Raw genomic sequence first — 16,542 nt, forward strand, 5'->3', positions numbered from 1 at the left:
CGTTGGGCTGGTCTCGCGGCCACAGGTGCGCGGCGAACTGGTGGCGCTTGGGCCGACGGTGGCGTCTGCTGCGGCTGATCTTCGTACTCGCCTCGATCGTGACCGCCGTGTTGAGCCTCGACGCCACGGTGGTGCTGCTGACCCCGGCGGTGCTGGCCACCACCGCTCGGGTGGGGGTGCGGCCGAAACCGCACCTGTACGCCTGCGGGAACCTGGCCAACTCCGCGTCGCTGCTGCTGCCGATCTCCAATGTGAGCGACCTGCTCGCCTTCGCCGTCAGCGGGTTGAGCTTTACCCGGTTCGCGGGGCTGAATGGCCCTGCCGTGGCTGGCGGTGATCGCCATCGAGTATGCGATCTTCCGGCGGGTGTTCGCGGTCGACCTGGCCACCCCGGCGTAGGCACCGCCATTGGCGCCCCTTCCCGCCCGCCGCAGTACGCGTTCGCAGTCGTGGGCGGCACGCCTTGCGGGGTTCGCGCTGGCCAAACCGATCGGTGGGCATCCGCATGGACCGCAGCGGCCGGGGCCCTGGCCTTGGCGGTACCCCGCCTTCGCCGGGCGCCCGGGCGCGAAGGCGTACCGGCTGCTGCGGGCTCAGCCCTGGCGGTGTCGGTCCGGAGCATCAGGTGAAAGCCCATCGCTCATCTCCTTCCGCCCCGTGTAGACGACTCCGGTTCGTGGAAACGATGAAAGGCCCCCGCAGGGGCCTTTTCTCGTGGGCCGGATATTGCTCATGAGAACGCTCCTCCAGTAGCCTCCGGCCGAACGTTCTCATCGGTGTCGCGGCGTGGATACCCCTGCCTTCAGGCGGGGGAGGAAACGCCGCTCCCTCCCTTCAAGTGCAGACTCACATAGGCAAATGCTAGAATGTGAGGCATGGGTGAGGTGGTGAAGCGGGCGTACAAGTACCGCTTCTATCCGACCCCGCAGCAGGCTGAGCAGTTGAATCGCACCTTCGGGTGCGTGCGAAAGGTCTACAACCTGGCCTTGGAGGCGCGCACCCGTGCGTGGGCGGTTGACCGGCGGCGCAGCACCTATGTGCAGTCGTCGGCGTGGCTGACTGAGTGGAAGCGTACCGAGGAGCTTTTGTTCCTCAATGAGGTCAGTTCCGTGCCGTTGCAGCAGGCGCTGCGGCATCTGCAAGCCGGGTTCGCCGGGTTTTGGGGTAAGCGGTCGCGGTATCCGCGTTTCAAGTCCAAGCGGAAGTCTCGGGCGTCGGCGGAGTACACCCGCTCGGCGTTCCGCTGGCGTGACGGGCAGCTCACCCTGGCCAAGATGGACGCGCCGCTGACCATCGTGTGGTCCCGGGCCCTACCCGACGGCGCCGAGCCGTCCACGGTCACAGTGTCCCGTGACGCGGCCGGTCGCTGGTTCGTGTCCCTGCTGGTGGAAGACCCCACCGTCGAGCCCCTTCCTCCGCTCAGCACTGCGGTGGGGGTGGACGCGGGCATTACCAGTCTGCTCACCTTGTCCACCGGGGAGAAGGTCACCAACCCGCGTTATGAGCGCGTTGACCGGCGCAAGTTGGCTAAGGCGCAACGCAGCATGGCCCGTAAGGCCAGGGACTCCGCCAACCGGGCCAAAGCTCGCCTTGCGGTGGCTCGGATTCATGCCCGCATCGCCGACCGGCGGCGGGATCACCTGCACAAGCTGTCGACTCGACTCGTCCGTGAGAATCAAACGGTCGTGATCGAGGATCTCAGTGTGGGCAACATGCTGCGCAACCACAGTCTGGCCCGCGCCATTTCCGACGCGGCGTGGACGCAACTGCGCGGCATGATCGAGTACAAGGCCGCCTGGTATGGGCGGACTGTGATCGCCGTTGACCGCTGGTATCCGAGCACGAAGACCTGTTCGGCGTGCGGGCGGATCAACACGGCCATGGCTCTCGGCGTTCGTGTCTGGACGTGTCCCGGCTGTGATGCCGTGCATGACCGGGACGTCAACGCCGCGAAGAACATTCTCGCCGCCGGGCTGGCGGAGAGGTAAAACGCCTGTGGAGGGACGGTGAGACCCGACCCGCGAAAGCGGTGAAGGCGCGGCCCGGTGAAACAGGAACCCCCTCGGGCGACCGAGGGAATCCCCGCCCTTCAGGGCGGTGGAGGATGTCAAGGGTAGACGGTGACGCTGTACGAACTCGTACAGGTCGGCGCGTCACCGAACCGGCGAGACACCCACGCCTCCTGATCGTTGAGCCAATATCCCCAAACGGGGGCTGTTGCTGAACTGGAGGACAAGGTGCCGGACTATCCGAAGGCGATCGCGCCGGACGACCGCGTTGAGCCGGTGCCCCGCCGGATCCGCGCCTACTTCGCCGGCGAACTGGTGCTGGACACCAGGCGGGCGCAGTACGTGTGGGAGTGGCCCTTCTACCCCCAGTACTACATCCCGATCGCCGACGTGAACCGCAGCCTCCTGGTCGATGAGCACCGCACGGAGCGGATCCGATGTGGAACCGGGCGGGTGCACGGGCTGCGCGTCGGCGAGACTTCCCGTCCTTCGTCCGCCCGGTGCTACGGAGACGACGCGCTGCCCGGGTTGGCGGACACTGTCCGGTTCGACTGGGCCGCCATGGACAGCTGGTTCGAAGAGGACGAAGAGGTCTTCGTGCACCCCCGGAATCCGTATGCCCGGGTGGACGCACTGCGGTCCACCCGCCGCGTACGGGTGGAACGCGACGGGGTCGTGCTGGCCGAGTCGGCGTCGCCGGTGCTGGTCTTCGAGACCGGTCTGCCGACTCGCTACTACCTCAACCGGACTGAGGTGAACTTCGGGCACCTCGTGCCGTCAGAGACGACGACCTCCTGCCCGTACAAGGGCCGGGTCAGCCGCTACTGGTCCGTGCGTGTCGACGGCACGGTCCACCCGGACCTGGCCTGGTCGTACGACTTCCCCACAGGCCCGCTCCTGCCGATCGCCGGGCTGATCGCCTTCTACAACGAGAAGGTCGACCTGATCATCGACGGGGAGCGACTCATCCGGCCGCAGACCCACTTCTCCTGAGCGGGAACGGGGCATCGTCGGGATCACCCGACGCCGACGCCGACACCGGGCGGCGCCGGCATCGGCGAGGCAGAGTGGTTGGGGTGTCGGTAGTCGTGGTCGAGCACCAGCCGCACCGGCGCCACGGTGGGCAGGTCAAAGGTGTACCGCAGCTCTACGCGTCCCGGTCCGGAGACCGGGCGCAGCCACGGTGACGCTGCTGAGCCCGGGGCCGTTGGAGTCGCTCAGATGGAGAGGGGCAGGGTACGCGAGCGTTGCTGGACGCCCGGTGCGCCGTACGGATAATCGGACACGCTCGGCGAGCTTGCCTCGGTGAGCAGAGCTGTCTCCTTCTCCGACAGGTGCAGATCGGCGGCGCCGAGGTTGTCGTCGAGCTGTTCGAGCGTGCGTGCGCCGAGGATCACCGACGTGACGGCGGGGCGGTCCGCGACCCAGGCCAGCGCCACCTGTGACATGGATGCACCACGCCCCTCGGCGACCTGCCGCACCGTGTCGATGACCCGCCACGTGCGTTCCTCTGCGTTGCGTGGGGCATAGGCCTCCATGCCACGCTTCGGGTCCTCGCCGAGCCGGGTCGCGCCGGTCGGCACATGGTCACGCGTGTACTTTCCGGTCAACCAGCCACCGGCCAGCGGGGACCACGGCAGGATCCCGATGTTCTCGTTGCGGCACACATCCGCCAGTTCGAACTCGATGTCGCGCACCAGCAGGTTGTACTGGGGCTGCAGCGTCACGATTGGCGCGAGCCCGCGGAACTGGGTCAGCAGCGCTGCTTTCTGCAACTGCCAGCCGAGGAAGTTGCTGACGCCCGCGTATCGGATCTTGCCGGCGCGCGCCGCGTCGTCAAAGAAGCCGAGGGTCTCCTCGATCGGGGTCAGGGGGTCCCAGGCGTGCGCCTGGTAGAGGTCGATGGTCTCGACCCCGAGCCGGCGCAGGCTCGCTTCCAACGCCCGGGACAGGTTGGTGCGGGTGAGGCCCGCATCATTGGGCCCGTCCCCCATGGGAAAACGTCCCTTTGTCGCGATGACCAGCTGATCCCGTACCCCCCGCCGGGCCGCCAGCCAGCGGCCGACGATCTCCTCGGACAAGCCTCGGGAGTACACGTTGGCGGTGTCGATGAAGTTCCCGCCGCGTTCGGTGAACCGGTCGAGCTGGGCGTGCGACACCTCCTCGCTGCTCTCGTTGCCGAACGTCATCGTGCCCAGGCACTGCGAGGACACCACCGTGCCGGTGTTGCCCAAGGTGCGGTATTCCATCGGTCTGCCTCCCTCGAGATCCACCCGAAGTCTGATTGACCCGGATTGAGCTGTCCAACAGAAGGAACTGATCAGTTCGATCGCTGAGCGCGATGAATCTTGCCGGCGCCTGTGAACCTGACCCGCTGTCGGTGCTGCTCTGTAGCGTGCGGGCCCTGGACGAGACATCGAGAACCCGAGGCGCTGTGCGCGCTTACGTAGCGAGCGCCGAGCAGCGCGACTGGCAACGGCTCAGCGATCTGCTGACTGAAAACATGGTGTACGAGCTGCCGCAGAGCCGTGAACGGATTCAGGTCGGCTTTGATGCAGTGCAGTAAGGAATACGTGAGGACTGGCATCTTCAGGTACGTCGCATCGCCGCCGATGGCCACCATGCGGCGGTGTGGATCGATGCATGCGTCGGCAATGAGCACCAGGACGCGTGCATGTGGTTCGAGCTTTCCGATGACGAACTGATCATTCGGCTCGGCGACTACTGACCGGAGTCGTCCGACCCGCCGTAGGGCCGTGAGCATCTGGAGGAGCGTTGGTGGGCCTCACCTTGAAAGGACGCCTCGGGCGGGGACTACTCGCTGCTGGAACGCGCCCAGAGATTGATGCCGGACTCCGTGGCGAATCTGTCGATCTCGGTCAGTTCGTCCTCGGTGAACGTCAGGTTGTCGAGGGCAGCCACGTTGGCCTCCAGTTGTGCGACGCTGCTGGCCCCGATCAGGGTCGAGGTCATTCGCGGATCGCGTAGCGACCAGGCGAGCGCCATCTGGGCCAGCGTTTGTCCACGTCGTGCGGCGATCTCGTTCAATGCCCGGATCTTGGCGAGGTTCTCCTCGCTCAGCGCTTCCGGCGACAGCGAGCTGTCTCGGCTGGCACGCGAACCTTCGGGCACGCCGCCAAGGTAACGGTCGGTAAGCATTCCCTGGGCCAGCGGCGAGAATCCGATGCAGCCGACACCCTCCTGCTCAAGCACTCTGAGGAGATCCTGCTCGACCCAGCGGTTGAGCATGGAATACGAGGGCTGGTGGATGAGCAGCGGCGTGCCGAGATCCTTCAGGATTGCGGCCGCTTCGGCGGTCTTGCCGGGTGAGTAGGACGAGATCCCGACGTGCAGAGCCTTGCCTTGCCGTACGGCGGTGTCCAAGGCTCCCATTGTCTCTTCAAGTGGGGTCTGCGGGTCGAAGCGGTGCGAATAGAAGATGTCGACGTAATCCAACCCCATCCGCTGCAGGCTCTGATCAAGGCTGGCGAGCAGGTACTTTCGCGAGCCCCCTTCGCCGTACGGGCCGGGCCACATGTCGTACCCGGCCTTCGTCGAGATGACCAACTCGTCGCGGTACGGCCGAAAATCTTCGGCGAGCAAGCGTCCGAAGTTCTGCTCAGCGGACCCGTAAGGTGGGCCGTAGTTGTTCGCGAGGTCGAAATGCGTAATCCCGAGGTCGAAGGCGCGACGCAGAATCGCGCGCTGGCCCTCGAGCGGCCGATCGTCCCCGAAGTTGTGCCACAAGCCGAGCGACATGGCCGGTAGGCGAAGCCCGCTGCGTCCGCAGCGGCGGTAGCTCATGCTGCCGTAGCGGGTGGGTTCGGCGGTGTAACTCATCAGAAAGTTCCCCAGGTATGAGTAGTAACGGTCAGGCCGCTGCGCCGGCGGCGTCGAGATCAGCGATTACCTCGTGGGTGAGGACCAGGTCCACCGCAGCCGCCGAGTCGCGGATCGTCTGGGGTCGGCTGGCTCCAGGGATCGGCACGACCATCGGCGACTTGGCCAGCATCCAGGCGAGGCAGACCTGCTGTGGACTCACGTCGTGCTGCCGGGCGACCCGCTGGAACGCGGTGAAAGTTGTGCCGAGATCGTTGGCTCGGGCGATGCCGCCCAGTGGGCTCCATGGCAGGAATGCGATACCCAACTCGCTGCACAGCCGCAACTCGGGCTCGCTGCTCCGGAAGGCCGGCGAGAACTGGTTCTGCACTGACGCCAGCCGTCCGTCCAGCAGCTCGTGCGCCTGGCGAATCTGCTGCAAATTCGCGTTCGAGATCCCCGCCATCCGGATCTTCCCCTCCGCCAGCAGATCGCTCAGCGCACCGATGGACTCGGCGTAGGGCACCGTCGGATCTGGGCGATGGAACTGGTAGAGGCCGATCGCCTCCACGCCGAGCCGCTTCAGCGACGCCTCGCAGGCCCGCTTGATGTGGGCCGGAGATCCGTCCACCGTCCAGGATCCGTCGCCGGGACGCAGATGGCCGCCCTTGGTCGCCACGAGGGTTGCGCTGGTGTCACCGGGGTAGGTGGCGAGCGCCTTGGCGATGAGGAGCTCGTTATGGCCGACCTCGTCGGCACCGACGTGGTAGGCGTCGGCGGTGTCGATGAGCGTGACGCCCACGTCCAACGCGGCGTGAATCGTGGTGATGGAGCGGCGTTCGTCGGGACGGCCCTCGATCGACATGGGCATGGCACCCAACCCGATCTGCCCTACCTGCGCCTCGCCGATGTGGCGGGTCTGCATATGACAACCTCTGATTTCACAGTCCACTGGCCCACTCGTCAGAGCGGCAGTCACCAGACTCACCCACCCACATCCTGCCGTCCAACAGCAAAAACCGCTGAGATTAAGCAGATATGCTGCTCAATCATGGAGCTGCGACACCTTGAATACTTCATCGCGGTCGCCGAGGAGAGGCACTTCACCCGGGCCGCGGAACGCATGCGCGTCGCCCAGTCGGGCCTGTCCGCGTCGATCCGCACGCTGGAACGGGAGCTTGGCGCGGACCTGTTCATCCGCAGCACCCGCCGCGTCGAGCTCACCGAGGCGGGACGGGCGCTGCTGATCGAGGCGCATCGCACCCTGGCCAGCGTCGACGCCGCGCGGGATGCCGTCGCTGCTGTGCAGGGGCTCCTGCGGGGCACGGTGTCCGTCGGCACCGAGCAGTGCCTCGGTGTGATCAACCTCCCCCCGTTGCTAGCCCGCTTCCGGCGCACCTATCCAGGAGTAGAGATCCGGCTGCGGCACGGCGGGTCAACACACCTGGCCGATCAGGTTCGCCTGGGACGCCTCGATGTCGCCTTCGTCGCCTTGCCGGGGCAACCACCAGACGGTGTGACGCTCATGCCGCTGGCGACCGAGCCGATGCTGCTGCTCTGCCACCCGGAGCACCCGCTGTCGGCCCGTGACACCGTCGACTGGGAATCGCTGCGTAACGAGTTGTTCGTCGACTTCTCCCCGGACTGGGGGGCCCGCCAACTCACCGACCGGGCCTTCACCGCCGTCGGCCTCGAACGGCAGGTACCTCTGGAGGTGAACGACGTACACACCCTGCTCGAATGCGTCGAGCAGGGACTTGGCGTCGCAATGGTCCCAGCCCCCGTCGCCCGCAAGCCATCCGCGAAGCGGCTCCATGTCGTCACCCTCAGCGACCCGGCCGCCCCCAGGTGGCAGGTGTCCGTCGCCGTCCCCGCGGCCGCTCCGTCGAGCCCAGCCAGGGATGCACTCCTCAGAATGGTGCTGCCGACGCCCAAACCGGCGCGACCATCTGTTACCGCGATTCCGTGACCCCAAAATTGCTCCCGGTCCGATACTGACCGCTGGATTTATTCGGCCGGGGGGACTGCGCCATGGCCGCCCCGAGTTTGGCGCGGCTGGAGATGCCCAGCTCGGTAGACCCCGGCGAGGTTAGCCTCGACGGTCTTCGGGCTGATGAACAGCGCGTCGGCGATGGCCCGGTTGGTGCGGCCCTGCGCGACCAGTCGGGCCACCCGATGCTCGGTCGCGGTGAGCGTGGTCGGCGTGGGCGTTCGGCCGCCGATCCGGGCGAGTTCCGCGTGCGCCCGACGGGCGAAGGCAGGGGCCGAGCGCGGCGAACTCGGCGGCCGCCGCGCCGAGGACCTCGCGGGCCTCCCGTCTGCGCCGTGGCGGTGTGCCAGACCGTCGACGGCGACGAACTCCAGCAGCCGGCGCGTCGTCTCCGGGACGTCGGCCAGCGCCTGGTACACCCGGCGGGTCAAGCTCTAGGTGTCGATGCGCTCCTCGAGCCGGGCGATGGCGGACGCGTCCAGCAGGCGGCGCCCGGCGATGCGGCGGGTGGCGGCCGTCTCCCGGCGAACCTCCTGGGTGACCCTGGCACTGTGCTCGTCGGTGAGCTCGTGATCTTGAATCCTGAGGACCGGCCTGCGCGTGCCACGCCCCGAGTTGATCAGAAGTGCATGGTCGGGTCAGTGAGCCGGGCGGCGGCGATGATCTGGCCTATGTGCGACAGCGCCTGGGGTGTATTGCCCAGGTGTTCACCCGTCACCAGGTCGATCTGCTCGGCGAAGATGCCGAGGTCGTTGGCTTTGGTGCTGGTGCGCTCGAACAGCTCCGTCGCTCGTTGGTTGTCGCCGGCGAGCACCAGGCAACCCACCAGCCAAAACGAGCACCACACGAAGCCGGCGGGTTCGTTCGCCGAGCGCCGGACGACGCCGTCGGTGGCGAGTTCCCGCTCGATGGCCTCGATCGTCGCCCGCATACGCCCATCGGTGGCCGGGAGGAAGTTCACCAGCGGCATCAACAGCACCGAGGCATCCAACTCGTCCGACCCGAAGGCGCCCGTGAAGGCCTCAACCCGTTCGTTCCAGCCCTGCTCCAGCACCGTCCGGTGGATCTCGTCACGGGCCGCGGCCCACCGCCGAGGGTCCGCCCCCTCCCCGAGCCGCGGCGCGAGCCGCACTGCCCGGTCCAGCGCCACCCAACACCCCACCTTCGACGACGTGTAGTGCCGCTGCTCCCCTCGGATCTCCCACATGCCGGCGTCGGGCCTGTGCCAGATGTCCACCGTCTGATGAGCGAGATCCACCAGCATCTGCCGCAGCTCCTCGTCGAACTGCCCCAACCGGTCCCGGAGCAGGTAGGCGGCCTCGAGAACTTCGCCGGGCACATCCAATTGTCGCTGCCGCCAGGCGTCGTTTCCGGTGCGTACCGGCCGGCTGCCCGCGTAACCGCCTAGATGATCGAGGACGTGTTCGGACAGGTCCCGTTCACTCCCGACGCCGTACATGATCGGCGCGGGCTCTATTCCGAGGCGGCCAGCCGAGCGGACCGCCCAGCCGAAGTGCCGCGATGTTTCCTCGGTGCAGGCGGCGACCCACAGCGCGTGCAGGGTGTACGAGAAGTCGCGCAGCCAGGCGAACCGGTAGTCGTAGTTGCGGTCGCCGCCGAGCTGCTCGGGCAGCGAGGTGGTCGCGGCGGCCACGACCGCACCGCTGGGCCGATAGGTCAGGCCCTGCAGGATCACGGAGCTGCGGCGGACAAGATCGGGATAGCGGCCGTCGTAGTGATGGCTGTCCTGCAAAACCTGCCACGCTTCGACGGTTTCGGCGATCGCCGCGACCGGATCCAACTCTGCAGCCGGCGGGCCACCGAACGACGGGGCGTACGCCAAGTCGAACCCGACCACTTGGCCGGCAGAGACGTCGAAGTCAGCGTGGGCACGCCCGCGCTCGCAGGTCAGCGGTACGCCTGCCCGTAAGGTCAGGCTGACCGGTCCGGCGGCTGCCACAACTCGGTCCGGCTGGCTGTGCAGGAACGGCGTGAGCAGGCCGTATTCGGGGCGGGGCACGAAGTCGGTCGACATGCGCACCCGGCCGCTCAGCCCCTCGACCGTGCGCAACAGCACCGCGGGTGACGCGGAGCCCAGGTCGTGGCCGCGGGCACCCGGCTCGGTGGCGAGCGCCTCGGTGACCGCGACGCTGCCGCCGTCGGTCTGGTGCACGGTGCGCAGCACGAGGCTGTCGCCGATGTACGCCCGCTCGATGCGCCGGCCGTCCCGCTCGCCGCTCGGGCGCAGGACCCAGTGCCCGGCGTCGGAGTCGAGGATCCGGCCGAAGACCGACGGGCTGTCGAACCGCGCCGGGCACCACCAGTCCACCGAGCCGTCCCGGCTGACCAGCGCCGCCGAGCGACAGTCGGACAGAAAGCCGTAGTCGGCAATCGGCGGCCCCCCCACGCCGCCCTGCATACCCAGATCTTCGCCAGTCAGACCCGCCGTGCCCGTGACCGCTCGGCTGCTCCCCGGACAGGCCACGTTTGCCTATCGATGACATCGGGATTACTGCAGGCGGCAGACGCAGAACAGAGACCGGCGACCGACCCACCGAGCATCATTCGAGCGAATGCGTCCGCAAGACCGGTGGTGGGTTCGGCTGTCGGTATTGATCAACGAGTATTCGCAGGCAGCGTAGCCAGACCGACAATACGAGCCCCACAGGTTCAGATTCACCCGCCGCCGACAGTCCACCGGTGTCCAGGGGAACTCGTGTCTTGAGGGGAAGGGGGCGTAGGAGCGGCCCTGGGCGGTTTGGGGGGAAAGCACATCAGGCCACCGCGCCGGCCGGGGGCAAAGCCAAGCAGACCACCGCCCGGGGCGCGAGCGTCCCTATTGTCACGGTCCACTTCATGGCGCCCGGTCGGCGGCGCGCTCCAATCGTGCGGGTCGAGGGCTACTCGGCGCCCATGACGTGGAAGTCCTGGTCGACGAAGATGTGGTGCGGCCAGTTGACACCGATGTAATGCACTTCGTACTCGCCGCTGCTCAGCTGCACCACGCGGTCGACGACGCCTCCCGGGTAGGCGGCCAACGCGGCTTTCGTGGCGTTGTCCGCTGCCGTTCCGTCGACGACCGTTCCTGAACCCTCGGTGTAGTTTGCTGGGACCTGGCCGAGCTGCTTCGGCGTGCTGGGTGCGCCACGTTGGAAGGGGACCACATCTGCGGCGGAGGCCGTCGCAGATCCCTCGCCGGCAGCCGGTTGCACGACGACCTGGGTGGCCGTGATCGTGGTTCCGCTGGTCGTCCCGAGTACGAGCACAGGCTCACCCGTGGTGAGGGCACTCGCCGAGGATGAGGTCGTCCCCTTCTGGTACGTGGTGGAGGCTGTCTCGTTGACGGTCACCTTCTGACCCGCTGATGTCGCAATGGTGAAACCCGGCGTGGACACGCTGTCGACCGTGCCGATCGATCCCCCTTCGGCCGGTCCGGATCGGGCGTTGGATCCCGCGCCAGCGGGTTGGGGACCGCCAGCGGGGCCGCTGCCGGGGGCGCCTGACTCGGCGGTCGCCGTGGGGGAAGCGGCTGTCGCCGGGGAGGACGTAGCGGTAGACGTAGCGGTACAGGCGGAGAGTCCAATCACCGCAGACATCAGTGCGGCGCCCGCAATCCAGCCACCCTTCCTGCTCGGCAGCAACCGCCAGACCCTCGAGCGGCCTGCCTGTCCTGCAGGAGGCGGCGCAGCGCCCCCGCCTGAACATCCAGCGGCCGACGGTCCTGATGTGGCGGTCGTAACCGGGCCAGCGGAAAAGGTTTCGTGTGAGTGTGTCGACTTGTGCTCGTTCATCATCGCGCTCCTCTCACTCGGACAGCCAGGCAAGAGTCACTGCCGTTCCTGTGCGGCACCTATGGGCGGGCCCTGAACCTCCTGAACAGGCGATCCGACCCCGGCGAGGAGGTGATCCGGGCCGCGACGACGGCGGCGGCGACACGTCCGTCTCCGAGCCCAGAAGCGCGAGTGTCGCTGGCCCCGGCCCCGCCTCCGGGTCCGCTCGTTGTGCCGGCCGTCCGCTGGGCTCTCTCGGTCCGGTCGACGTGCAACCGTTTCTTGCGGATCACCCGGTCGAAGGCTGTGGTCGTCCGCCGGCGCTACCTTTGACGGCCCGGCGGCCGTCAAACTGCGCTCGGCCGGATGGGCTGACCGAATTTGCCCAGGCTTTCGGTTGAGCAACGTCCGCGGTCAGCAGGGGTTCGGTTGAGATCTGCTGCGCGCTACAACAACGCTAAGCCGCCTCCCAGCTTTCCCCATTACGTTGGGTAACCATCGAACACGGGGTGGTTCCCCCGCTGGGGCGTGAAGGGTTGGAGCGAGTGCAACGACGATTACGACGGATTCTGATCGCTGTGCTGGCGGCACTGCTGGTGCTCGGCGGTGGTGCGATGATCGCCATCGGGGCGTACGGGCGTTCGCTCGACGGCAACCTGGCGCGCACCGACGCCTTCGCCGGGCTTCCGGAGAGCGCCCGCCCCGCCGAGGCGGTCACCGGCGCGATGAACGTGCTGCTGCTCGGCCGCGACTCCCGCGACCCGGACAAGACCGCGGATTCCCGCACCGACACGATCATGGTGCTGCACCTCGATGCCGACCACCAGAAGGCCGAGGTCATCTCCATTCCCCGGGACACCTGGGTCTTCGTGCCGAAGTCGGCCGACGGGCGGCACGGCAACACGATGGCGAAGATCAATTCCGCGTACGCCTGGGGCGGCACCCCGCTGACCGTGCAGACCGTGGAGTCCTTCACCGGTGTGCACATCGACCACGTGGCGCTGGTCGACTTCGCCGGCTTCGCGCAGGTGGTCAACGCCCTGGGCGGGGTGGACCTGACGATCGAGAAGACCATCACCTCGATCCACGAGCCGCACCGGACGTTCCAGAAGGGCGTCCGGCATCTGGACGGCGCGGCGGCGCTGGACTACGTGCGCCAGCGCTACCAGTTCAGTGACGGCGACTTCAGCCGGGAACGGCACCAGCGGGAGTTCCTGCAGGCGCTGCTCGATCGGGCGGCCAGCGTCGGCACGCTGTCGAACCCGGTCAAGCTCAACTCGTTCCTCCAGGCCGTCACGAAGTCGGTGACCGTGGACGAGGACTTCAACCTGGTCAACGTGGCGCTGGAACTGCGGGACCTGCGCAGCGACGACCTGACCTTCCTGGGCAGCCCCAGCGCGGGCACCGCGGTGAAGAGCGGCCAGAGCGTCGTCCTGTCGGACACCGCCAAGGCCAAGGCGCTCTACCAGGCGGTCGTGGACGACACGGTGCAGGAGCACCTGGGGGTCGCCGCGCCACCCCGACGCCCAGCGCCAGCCTGACCCCTGGCTCCCCCTTTCCATGGCGCCACTGCCGCCGTCGCCGTCGGCAGCCGGAAACCGAGGGCTCCGTTTTCGCGAGTCCCCCGGCAGACGCCCGGCGGGCCACGGAAAGGGCACCTCATCACGGCTTTGGAGGATCAGCCGGTCACCTGGGCAATAGCCCGACGACGGGAGCTTGACCAACCGACGCCCGGCGCTTCCGGTTTAAGCGGATGGAGTAGCTGAATGAACGTCCTGGACCCGCAGTGGCTCATTTCCACCTTCGGCCTCGTCGGCATCCTCGCGATCGTGTTCGCCGAATCGGGACTGTTGCTCGGGTTCTTCCTGCCCGGCGACTCGCTGCTGTTCACCACCGGGCTGGCGGTCGCCGGCAGCCATTACCTACCGTATCCGCTGTGGCTGGTGTGCCTCCTCGTCGTGGTGGCGGCCATCGCCGGTGACCAGGTCGGCTACCTGTTCGGACGCCGCGTCGGACCGCGGCTGTTCCGACGCCCGAACTCCCGACTGTTCCGCCAGGAGAACCTGCACCGGGCGCAGGACTTCTTCGACCGGTATGGAGCCCGCTCCATCATGCTGGCCCGGTTCGTGCCGATCGTGCGCACCTTCACTCCGATCGTCGCTGGCGCGAGCCGGATGCACTACCGCAGGTTCGTCGCCTACAACATCATCGGCGGCAGCCTCTGGGGAGCCGGGGTCACCGTGCTCGGCGCCCTTCTCGGTCAGGTCACGTTCGTCCGCTCCCACATCGAATTCATCCTCATCGGCATCGTGCTCGTCTCGGTCGTACCCATCGCCATCGAACTACTGCGCGCCCGGCATCGCGCGCATGCCTCCGCACCCGGCGTGCTACCCGGGCCGGGCGGCCCCGGGCGCTGACCGGCCGCCGCTTCGCAGCGTCGATGACGCTGGTCGCGGTGCCGTGGATATCCGCGTTCCCCATGGTCATGATCCGCGCGCTGCTGGCTCCCTGTGCGGTCGGATTGACGAACCCGTGCGCCGGCTGACCGGCCGGCGTGGCGTGGGTTGCCGGCCGGGTAGTGAGCGGCTCCGGGAGCCCGCGTCGTCTGCTGGTCGTACGAGCGAGGCCGTCGGAGATTGCACCGCCCGCCCGCCCGCCCGCCCGCCCGCCCGGACGGCCGAGTGCCGAGCCGGGCGAGCGATCGGCGCACACAGGCAACTCTCATCTGGTTCTCATCCTCGTGAGCTATGACGGCTACCAGGGCTTCTACGAGATGGCGGGGCTACTCGTGCGGATCTTGGTTGTGGATGACGATGCGGCGGTGCGTGATGCTCTGTCCCGTATGCTTCGATTCGACGGATATGAGGTTGGCCTGGCCGCAGATGGGGTGTCGGGCCTGCAGGAGGTACGTGACCGGGGACCGGACGCGGTGATCCTCGACGTCATGATGCCGCGCCGGGATGGTCTGGAGATGTGTCAGGCGCTGCGGGCCGACGGGAACCACGTACCGGTGTTGATGTTGACCGCTCGGGAGAGCGTCGGCGACCGGGTCGCCGGGCTCGACGCCGGAGCCGACGACTATCTGGTGAAACCGTTCGCGTCGCAGGAGTTGCTGGCTCGGATCCGCGCGCTGCTGCGCAGGTCGGCGGGCACCGACGCGAGCGCCGGCCGGGATGCGGGCCCACCGCTGCGGTATGGCGACCTGTGCCTGCACCCCCTCACCCGGGAGGTACGCCGGGGCGCTCGCGAGATCCAACTGACCCGTACCGAGTTCACGATCCTGGAGGTGTTCCTGCGGCACCCCCGTCAGGTGCTCACCCGCGCGGTGCTGTTCGAGCAGGTGTGGGGCTACGACTTCGGCGCCGCTTCCAACAGCCTGGACGTCTACATCGGCTATCTGCGACGGAAACTGGAGGCCGAGGGGGAGCCCCGGTTGCTGCAGACCGTGCGGGGCGTCGGCTACGCGCTGCGCACCGGGACGCAGTGAGTAGGCCGAGCCGGGGTCGGAGAGGCGGCCGCCGGGGCCGCCTGCGGTGGCGCCGGCTGTCTCTGCGGTCCCGCATTGCGGTGGCGTCCGCGACCGCGGTAGCGATCGCGGTGGTCGCGGTCTCCGCGGTCGTCTTCTTCGTGGTCGCCAGCCAGCTCCATCAGCAGCTGGACAGTCAGCTCGTGACGGACGCGCACGCGGTCGCCGAGCGGCCCGGACACCCGTGGAACGGCAGCGACGATCCGGACGGCGACCACGACGACGACATAGGTCCTCGGGCGCAGCTGCTCGACGACGGGGGCCGGCCGATCCTGGCGGCGGGCGGGCCCGCACCGCTGCCGGTCACCCCGGCGGCCCTGACCGTGGCGCACGGCACTCAGGGGAAGACCTTCGAGGAGATCCACATCGGTGGCCAGGAATACCGGATGCTCACCACCGCGGCCGAGCATGGCGGGACCGTGCAGGTCGCGATCAGTACGGCGGGGGTCGAGCACTCGCTCGCCCGGATCGGCTTGGCGCTCGTGCTGGTCAGCACCTGCGGGGTGGCGGCCGCCACCGCGCTCGGCTTCCTGGTGGCCAGGACCGGACTGGCGCCGGTACACCGGCTTACCGGGGCGGTGGAGCACGTCGCAGCGACCAACGACCTGAGCAGCCGGATCACCGTTGACGGCCGCGACGAGATCGCCCGGCTGGCGCAGGCCTTCAATGTCATGCTCGCCGCGTTGCAGTCCTCGCGGGCCGCGCAGCGGCTGCTGGTGGAGGACGCGGGTCACGAACTGCGGACCCCGCTGACCAGCCTGCGGGCCAACATCGAGCTACTCATCCGGGCAGACGGGCCGGCTGGGGCCGGCCGCACGCTGTCCGCGGAAGATCGTGCGGGGCTGCTGCGCGACTTGGACGCCCAGACGACCGACCTGACCCAGCTGGTGGGTGAGCTTGTGGAACTCGCCCGGGAAGACAGCGGTGCCGAGCCGGCGGAGCCGGTCGACCTGGCCGATCTGATCGGGTTATCGGTGCATCGGCTACGCCAGCGCTGGCCGCGGGTTGACTTCGCTACCGACCTGGCCGAGGTGACGGTCACCGGCCGGCCTGCGTCCCTGGAACGCATGGTCACCAACTTGCTCGACAACGCGGCCAAATGGAGCGCTGAGAGCGGACTGGTCCGGATCCGTCTGCGCCCGGTCACCGGTCTTCCGGGTACGGGCCAGCCCAGGACTCCGCCCTGGGCGGAGCTGACCGTTGCCGACTCCGGGCCCGGCATCGAGGAAGCGGACTTGCCCCGGATCTTCGAACGGTTCTACCGGGCCACCGCAGCCCGCGCCATGCCCGGTTCCGGGCTCGGTCTGGCGATCGTGGCCCAAGCTGTGGAGCTCCATGGCGGCACTGTGGCGGCGGGCCGGTCGGAGACCGGGGGCGCCCTGCTCACGGTACGTCTGCCGGCGTTCACAAGCTGACCACAGCGGCTCC

At 68.1% G+C, this 16,542-nt stretch carries 15 protein-coding genes; 8 read left to right on the plus strand and 7 right to left on the minus strand.

Annotation, left to right across the window (positions count from 1 at the left end):
• The first annotated feature begins 98 nt into the window (after positions 1 to 98).
• The 3 genes from OG470_RS20080 (at position 99) to OG470_RS20090 (ending at position 3,002) form a co-directional block, all read left to right on the plus strand.
• Complete coding sequence (locus OG470_RS20080; protein WP_328414415.1) at positions 99 to 629, plus strand: hypothetical protein; 531 nt, start codon at positions 99 to 101, stop codon at positions 627 to 629.
• Positions 630 to 875: 246 nt separating this feature from the next.
• Positions 876 to 1,988, plus strand: coding sequence for an RNA-guided endonuclease InsQ/TnpB family protein (locus tag OG470_RS20085; RefSeq protein ID WP_328414417.1), 1,113 nt, complete (start codon positions 876 to 878; stop codon positions 1,986 to 1,988).
• A 249-nt stretch (positions 1,989 to 2,237) separates the two neighbouring features.
• Positions 2,238 to 3,002 carry a DUF427 domain-containing protein gene (locus tag OG470_RS20090; protein WP_328414419.1) on the plus strand — a complete coding sequence of 255 codons (765 nt, stop codon included), beginning with the start codon at positions 2,238 to 2,240 and terminating at the stop codon, positions 3,000 to 3,002.
• A gap of 224 nt (positions 3,003 to 3,226) precedes the next feature.
• On the opposite strand, the gene OG470_RS20095 is transcribed toward OG470_RS20090, so the two are convergent.
• The 4 genes from OG470_RS20095 to OG470_RS20110 all read right to left on the minus strand — a co-directional run bounded on the left by OG470_RS20095 (position 3,227) and on the right by OG470_RS20110 (position 6,753).
• The gene (locus tag OG470_RS20095) at positions 3,227 to 4,258 is read right to left on the minus strand and encodes an aldo/keto reductase (protein ID WP_328414421.1); all 1,032 of its coding nucleotides are present in this window, start codon (positions 4,256 to 4,258) and stop codon (positions 3,227 to 3,229) included.
• Between the two features lie 71 nt (positions 4,259 to 4,329).
• Positions 4,330 to 4,773: a hypothetical protein gene (locus OG470_RS20100; RefSeq protein ID WP_328414423.1), complete on the minus strand. Its 444-nt coding sequence runs from the start codon at positions 4,771 to 4,773 to the stop codon at positions 4,330 to 4,332.
• A gap of 50 nt (positions 4,774 to 4,823) precedes the next feature.
• The gene (gene mgrA, locus OG470_RS20105) at positions 4,824 to 5,849 is read right to left on the minus strand and encodes an L-glyceraldehyde 3-phosphate reductase (protein WP_328414424.1); all 1,026 of its coding nucleotides are present in this window, start codon (positions 5,847 to 5,849) and stop codon (positions 4,824 to 4,826) included.
• A 31-nt stretch (positions 5,850 to 5,880) separates the two neighbouring features.
• Positions 5,881 to 6,753 (minus strand): aldo/keto reductase, encoded by an 873-nt coding sequence (locus tag OG470_RS20110; RefSeq protein ID WP_328414426.1) that lies wholly within the window; start codon positions 6,751 to 6,753, stop codon positions 5,881 to 5,883.
• A 126-nt stretch (positions 6,754 to 6,879) separates the two neighbouring features.
• Here OG470_RS20110 and OG470_RS20115 point away from each other — a divergent pair, with 126 nt between their 5' ends.
• The gene (locus OG470_RS20115) at positions 6,880 to 7,797 is read left to right on the plus strand and encodes a LysR family transcriptional regulator (protein WP_328414428.1); all 918 of its coding nucleotides are present in this window, start codon (positions 6,880 to 6,882) and stop codon (positions 7,795 to 7,797) included.
• Positions 7,798 to 7,835: 38 nt separating this feature from the next.
• Here OG470_RS20115 and OG470_RS20120 read toward each other — a convergent pair whose 3' ends face one another.
• From OG470_RS20120 to OG470_RS20130, 3 genes are all read right to left on the minus strand, one after another.
• On the minus strand, positions 7,836 to 8,249 hold the full coding sequence (locus OG470_RS20120; protein WP_328414429.1) for a helix-turn-helix transcriptional regulator: 414 nt from the start codon (positions 8,247 to 8,249) through the stop codon (positions 7,836 to 7,838).
• 188 nt (positions 8,250 to 8,437) lie between these two features.
• The gene (locus OG470_RS20125; RefSeq protein ID WP_442930920.1) at positions 8,438 to 10,237 is read right to left on the minus strand and encodes a glycoside hydrolase family 15 protein; all 1,800 of its coding nucleotides are present in this window, start codon (positions 10,235 to 10,237) and stop codon (positions 8,438 to 8,440) included.
• A 481-nt stretch (positions 10,238 to 10,718) separates the two neighbouring features.
• Positions 10,719 to 11,213, minus strand: a complete 495-nt coding sequence (locus tag OG470_RS20130) for a hypothetical protein (RefSeq protein ID WP_328414431.1) — start codon at positions 11,211 to 11,213, stop codon at positions 10,719 to 10,721.
• Between the two features lie 953 nt (positions 11,214 to 12,166).
• On the opposite strand from OG470_RS20130, the gene OG470_RS20135 reads away from it, so the two are divergent.
• The 4 genes from OG470_RS20135 to OG470_RS20150 all read left to right on the plus strand — a co-directional run bounded on the left by OG470_RS20135 (position 12,167) and on the right by OG470_RS20150 (position 16,529).
• Positions 12,167 to 13,129, plus strand: coding sequence for an LCP family protein (locus tag OG470_RS20135; protein WP_328414433.1), 963 nt, complete (start codon positions 12,167 to 12,169; stop codon positions 13,127 to 13,129).
• A 225-nt stretch (positions 13,130 to 13,354) separates the two neighbouring features.
• Complete coding sequence (locus OG470_RS20140) at positions 13,355 to 14,005, plus strand: DedA family protein (protein ID WP_328414435.1); 651 nt, start codon at positions 13,355 to 13,357, stop codon at positions 14,003 to 14,005.
• A 356-nt stretch (positions 14,006 to 14,361) separates the two neighbouring features.
• Complete coding sequence (locus tag OG470_RS20145; protein ID WP_442931201.1) at positions 14,362 to 15,075, plus strand: response regulator transcription factor; 714 nt, start codon at positions 14,362 to 14,364, stop codon at positions 15,073 to 15,075.
• 80 nt (positions 15,076 to 15,155) lie between these two features.
• Entirely contained in the window at positions 15,156 to 16,529 is a 1,374-nt protein-coding gene (locus tag OG470_RS20150; protein ID WP_328414437.1) for a HAMP domain-containing sensor histidine kinase, read from the plus strand.
• The last annotated feature ends 13 nt before the right edge of the window (positions 16,530 to 16,542 follow it).

The organism is Micromonospora sp. NBC_00389, assembly GCF_036059255.1.
Taxonomy (GTDB): Bacteria; Actinomycetota; Actinomycetes; order Mycobacteriales; family Micromonosporaceae; genus Micromonospora.

Excerpts from the sequence above, each read along its gene's own strand:
- OG470_RS20115 (WP_328414428.1), top strand. The coding sequence starts at position 6,880 with ATGGAGCTGCGACACCTTGAATACTTCATCGCGGTCGCCGAGGAGAGG.
- OG470_RS20140 (WP_328414435.1), top strand. The coding sequence starts at position 13,355 with ATGAACGTCCTGGACCCGCAGTGGCTCATTTCCACCTTCGGCCTCGTC.
- OG470_RS20085 (WP_328414417.1), top strand. The coding sequence starts at position 876 with ATGGGTGAGGTGGTGAAGCGGGCGTACAAGTACCGCTTCTATCCGACC.
- OG470_RS20110 (WP_328414426.1), bottom strand. The coding sequence starts at position 6,753 with ATGCAGACCCGCCACATCGGCGAGGCGCAGGTAGGGCAGATCGGGTTG.
- OG470_RS20145 (WP_442931201.1), top strand. The coding sequence starts at position 14,362 with ATGGCGGGGCTACTCGTGCGGATCTTGGTTGTGGATGACGATGCGGCG.
- OG470_RS20125 (WP_442930920.1), bottom strand. The coding sequence starts at position 10,237 with ATGCAGGGCGGCGTGGGGGGGCCGCCGATTGCCGACTACGGCTTTCTG.
- OG470_RS20095 (WP_328414421.1), bottom strand. The coding sequence starts at position 4,258 with ATGGAATACCGCACCTTGGGCAACACCGGCACGGTGGTGTCCTCGCAG.
- OG470_RS20100 (WP_328414423.1), bottom strand. The coding sequence starts at position 4,773 with ATGCTCACGGCCCTACGGCGGGTCGGACGACTCCGGTCAGTAGTCGCC.
- mgrA (WP_328414424.1), bottom strand. The coding sequence starts at position 5,849 with ATGAGTTACACCGCCGAACCCACCCGCTACGGCAGCATGAGCTACCGC.